5 protein-coding genes and 1 pseudogene are annotated in these 4,330 nt (G+C 60.0%); 5 read left to right on the forward strand and 1 reads right to left on the reverse strand.

Translation table 11 applies throughout. The features are described 5' to 3' along the window. Positions 1-110 (forward strand): annotated as a pseudogene (locus tag AAC083_RS14485) (pteridine reductase); the annotation flags it as partial. Between the two features lie 38 nt (positions 111-148). Here the strand turns inward: AAC083_RS14485 and AAC083_RS14490 are convergent. Beyond that, entirely contained in the window at positions 149-661 is a 513-nt protein-coding gene (locus tag AAC083_RS14490) for a 2-amino-4-hydroxy-6-hydroxymethyldihydropteridine diphosphokinase (RefSeq protein ID WP_108536976.1), read from the reverse strand. 126 nt (positions 662-787) lie between these two features. Between AAC083_RS14490 and cydH the strand changes: the two genes are divergently transcribed. From cydH to AAC083_RS14510, 4 genes are all read left to right on the forward strand, one after another. After that, positions 788-880, forward strand: coding sequence for a cytochrome bd-I oxidase subunit CydH (gene cydH, locus AAC083_RS14495; protein ID WP_108536977.1), 93 nt, complete (start codon positions 788-790; stop codon positions 878-880). Positions 881-985: 105 nt separating this feature from the next. Beyond that, the gene (locus AAC083_RS14500) at positions 986-2,386 is read left to right on the forward strand and encodes a sensor histidine kinase (RefSeq protein WP_108536978.1); all 1,401 of its coding nucleotides are present in this window, start codon (positions 986-988) and stop codon (positions 2,384-2,386) included. A gap of 8 nt (positions 2,387-2,394) precedes the next feature. After that, a complete protein-coding gene (locus AAC083_RS14505) occupies positions 2,395-2,910 on the forward strand; it encodes a hypothetical protein (protein ID WP_042035991.1) in 516 nt (171 codons plus the stop codon). Next, a complete protein-coding gene (locus AAC083_RS14510) occupies positions 2,907-4,187 on the forward strand; it encodes a sigma 54-interacting transcriptional regulator (protein ID WP_108536979.1) in 1,281 nt (426 codons plus the stop codon). The genes AAC083_RS14505 and AAC083_RS14510 overlap by 4 nt, the downstream gene beginning before the upstream one ends. The last annotated feature ends 143 nt before the right edge of the window (positions 4,188-4,330 follow it).

Genomic DNA, 4,330 nt, shown 5'->3' on the forward strand with positions numbered 1-4,330 from the left:
AAGGAGGGCTCGAGCCCATCTGGCAGGCGGTGCAGCTGCTGATGGGGAACGACTACATGACGGGCGCCAGTATCCGGGTCGATGGCGGTCGCAGCCTGGCCGTCATCTGAGCCCTGATCCAGGGTTGTAATGGTGCCAGCCCTGATCTTCAGCTCCTGGCGACAGAGACCTCTGTTGCCTGATACAGGGCGAGGGGGGTGAGGCCGACCCGCTGCTCCTCGATCACCTTGCCCTCCATCAGCCGGGTATGCAGTGGTAGCATCACCTTGTGGTCGTGCACCTCCCCCTGCCCATACAGTTCGGCCAGCAGCTCGTTGAGATAGGCATCGACCCGGGTGGCGGCGAAGTCATCAGTCGGGCTGCTGGCCAGAATGTCTATGTCCAGCGGCCGGTCGATCACCTTGCAGTTCGGATCGCTGCGATCCCGACCGTGCGCCAGCTCCATGGCGATGAAGAAGGTTTTCAGCTGCTGGGGCGCCAGCGTGCTTTCGGTGACAAACAGGCAGTTGAGGAAGTCGTGACGGGAGTGCATTCCCACCGGCTTGGTCTGGATCACCGAGCTCAGATGCAGGCGACCGAAACGCTCGAGCAGTTCGCCGAGCGCCTGGCTGACATGCTGATGGGGATCGAGATTCGATCCAATGCTGCACAGATAGAACATCTTTATCGGTCCTTGCGTAGGGCTCATATGAAATATATACACAGCTCACGATAATCGGATTAACTATGCATTAACATCAACTTGTCTGTTGTGATCAAGCTCTGTGTTGGCAAAAAGGAGGTTTGCATGAGTGTGGAACTGAAGTGGGCACTGTTGACCACGTCTGGCGCGTTGGCGATGATCCTGATTATCTGTGTGGTATCCGTCGGTCTGGCGTGAACCCCATCCCTCATTTTGCAGTATGAACCGGCCCCCTGGCCGGTTTTGCTTTTTGGGGGAGTGCGGATATGCTGGCCCACCCATGATGAATCGAGATAGTCCAAGATGACCAAGGTACGCCCACGCTCCCTGTTGCAAGTGGTATTGATGGGCTTCGTCCTGGTATTGATGCCGCTGGGCGGCATGATCTGGCACGACAGCCAGGCTCTCGAACACCTCAGCCAGTTGACCAGCGACGAGCTGGAACGGGCGGTGCGCGATACCCGACGGGCGACACTGTTCACCACTCAAGCCATTGATCTGGAGCGTACTCTTCGTCGTTATGCCGTACTGGGAGATGATCGCATCCTGGCCAGTTACCAGCAGCAGCTGGCGAGCTATCGCAGCCTGCTCGCCGCCCATCAAAGTTCGATCCCGGATGCCGAGGTCTACACGGGGCTCGAACAGGCGCTGACCTGGCTCGACAGCATGCAGGATCTGACCCGCGCCAAGGCCGAATCGACCAGTCCGAAGTTTGATGAATTTAATCAATTTAATCAGCAGCTTGAGATAATTACCCGCAACCAGGTTGACGAGCATGTGAGCCGGGTGCGAGCCACTATCGCCGACCTGATGACGGAGATCTGGTGGGTCAGCGGCTTCGTGGCCGTGCTCAGCCTGCTGCTGGTATTGCTGTTTACCTATCTGATCATCCACCCGGTACGTCAGATTGAGTCGCGGATCTTGAGCCTGGGTGCCGGTGTGGAACCGGACAAGCGCCCGGTGGACGGGCCGGCTGAGCTGGTGTTGCTGGGAGAGCGGATCGGTTGGCTGCACGACAAATTGAAGGAGTTGGAGCAGCAGAAATACCAGTTCCTGCGCCACGTTTCTCACGAGTTGAAGACCCCGCTGGCGGTGTTGCGGGAGGGGGCGGATCTGCTCTCAGAGCAGCTTGTGGGGCCCTTGACCCCGGATCAGCAGGAGATCTGCCAGATGCTGGAAGAGAACAGCCGCCGGCTGCAGACTCTGATCGAACGCCTGCTCGACTTCAACCGCCTCAGCCAGCAGGAGGTGTTCAGCTTGACCCCGGTGGCGTTGGCGCCCCTGCTGTCTGAATTATCTGTCGAGTACCGGCTGGCGCTGGAATCCAAACAAATCAGTGTACACTTGCCGACCGATCCAATCATGCTGCAGTCCGAGTCGTATCGCTTGCGGTTGATCCTCGACAATCTGTTTTCCAACGCAGTCAGTTATGGCGCCAAGGGTGGCCAGATCTGGATCCGTGCCGGGCAGGATGTCGATGGCGGCTGGCTGGAGGTGGCTAACGAGGGGCCCTCCATTCCGGTGGCCGAGCGGGAACGGATCTTCGAGCCGTTCGAACAGGGCAGCATAGTGCGACAAGGTTTGTTGAACGGCTCCGGTATGGGGCTCTCTATCGCTCGCGAGTCGGCGATGAGTCTTGGCGGCGAGCTGGTATTGGTTGAAGATGAACAGGCGGATGTCTGTTTCCGGTTGACGTTGAAGTGAAGCCTAAGATGAAACAATGTGTTGTTCCGGTATTGATGATGGGGCTGCTCACAGGCTGCTCCCTGTTGCCAGCGCGTGAACCGGTGGTGTCGTCGGATCTCGCCCTCGCCAAGCGGATGGAGTTTGCCAACAAGGAGATGCAGGTGCGCCTGCAGTACTCGGACTGGTTGCTGGCCAGCCATGCCCAGCAGCGGGTGCAGGAGCGTCAGCGCCTCAAGGGGGCGACCGATATCGAGAGCCGTGTCAGTCTGGCCATGGTCAATACGCATCCGTCTGAGTCGGTGGCAAATCGCCGGGCCGGACTGGACAAACTCAAAAGCCTGCTGCCGGAGCTGGGGCTGGATGCCCAGGCCTTCCTGCGCAGCTGGATTGCCCTCGGTGAGGAGTTGCTGGTCCGTGATAGCCGACGCGACGATCAGAGTCAGGAGGTGCAGCGTCTGCATCGCCAGATCGAACAGCTCTCCGCCATCGATGAACAGCTCAATCAGCGCAAGCTGAACGGCAATGGCGAGGCGCTAAAATGAGTCGCATCCTGCTGGTCGACGACGATGTCAGCCTGCTCAAACTGATGAGCATGCGCCTGCGCAGCCAAGGCTACGTGGTGGATACCGCCGACAGCGCCGAAGGGGCGCTGGACAGACTGCGCCAGCAGCGGGCCGATCTGGTGCTGAGCGATCTGCGCATGACTGGCATGGACGGGCTGGCGCTGTTCGAGCGTATCCAGTCCCAGTGGCTGGGGCTGCCGGTCATCATAATGACAGCCCACGGTACGATACCCGATGCCATTCAGGCCACCCGTTCCGGGGTGTTCAGCTTTCTCACCAAGCCCATCGACAAGGATGAGCTGTTTGCCACCATAGAGCATGCGCTGAGCCTGACTCGCCCAAAGCAGCGGCAGGATTGGCAATCGCTGATCCTGACCCGCAACCCACAGATGGAGCAGCTGCTGATCCAGGCCAACAGCATAGCCGGCATGGACGTGCCCGTGCTGATCATGGGGCCGTCCGGTTCTGGTAAAGGGGTGATGACCCAGGCACTGCATCAGGCCAGCAGTCGCTGTGACAAGCCGTTGCACGCCATCAACTGCGCCGCCTTGCCGTGGAATGCATTGGATCTGCAGCTGTTTGGCGAGGACGGTCAGTCCGGCCTGTTCGAGCAGGCCAAGGGGGCGACCCTGTTTCTCGACGAGATAGGAGGTCTGTCGGAGTCATTGCAGGCCAAGCTGCTGCAGGTGCTGCAGGAGTACGGTCAGGGTATCCCCGAGGTGCGGGTCATCAGCTCCAGTCATCAGGATCTGGTGGCGGCGATGGAGGAGGGGCGCTTTCGGGAGGATCTCTTCTACCGCCTCAACGTGGCGAACATCACATTGCCGCCCCTCAGTGCCCGCAGTGAAGATATTCCGCTGCTGGCCAGACAGGCGCTGGACGAATATCGCAGCCGTCACGGCGACTGCGCGGCCCTCGGTTTCTCGCCGGAGGCACTGGCCCTGCTGGCCGCGGCGGGTTGGCCCGGCAACGTGCGCCAGCTCTACAGCGTGGTGGAACAGCTGGCCAGCCTCTGCTGTAGCCCTGTGATCGGCGCCGCCATGGTGGAGTCTGCCCTGAGCGGCGGCAGCGGCGGCATCCCCTCGTTCAACGAGGCGCGTGCCGAGTTCGAGAAGGAGTATCTGATCCGCCTGCTGCGTACCACTGAGGGCAATGTGACCCTGGCGGCCAACATGGCGGGAAGAAACCGTACCGATTTTTACAAGTTATTGAATCGGCACGGTATAGAAGCAGCAAATTTCAAGTCGAAGGGATAAGCCGGGCAGGAGAGGCCTGTGTGTCGGCGACGGATTATCCGCTGGTGAGCGTCATTCAGGCGGGATCGACCACGGCGGTAGCGGCTTGGGCTTTCTGGGTTTTATGGGAGAGCCAGAGGCCGCTCGCCTTCATCAGGTAACCG

It is taken from the genome of Aeromonas sp. HMWF014 (genome assembly GCF_963878295.1).
Lineage (GTDB): Bacteria > Pseudomonadota > Gammaproteobacteria > Enterobacterales > Aeromonadaceae > Aeromonas > Aeromonas popoffii.

What these genes read in the sequence shown, in the direction of transcription:
- AAC083_RS14505 (WP_042035991.1), top strand. Translation starts at nt 2,395, where the DNA reads ATGAAACAATGTGTTGTTCCGGTATTGATGATGGGGCTGCTCACAGGC.
- AAC083_RS14500 (WP_108536978.1), top strand. Translation starts at nt 986, where the DNA reads ATGACCAAGGTACGCCCACGCTCCCTGTTGCAAGTGGTATTGATGGGC.
- AAC083_RS14490 (WP_108536976.1), bottom strand. Translation starts at nt 661, where the DNA reads ATGTTCTATCTGTGCAGCATTGGATCGAATCTCGATCCCCATCAGCAT.
- AAC083_RS14510 (WP_108536979.1), top strand. Translation starts at nt 2,907, where the DNA reads ATGAGTCGCATCCTGCTGGTCGACGACGATGTCAGCCTGCTCAAACTG.
- cydH (WP_108536977.1), top strand. Translation starts at nt 788, where the DNA reads ATGAGTGTGGAACTGAAGTGGGCACTGTTGACCACGTCTGGCGCGTTG.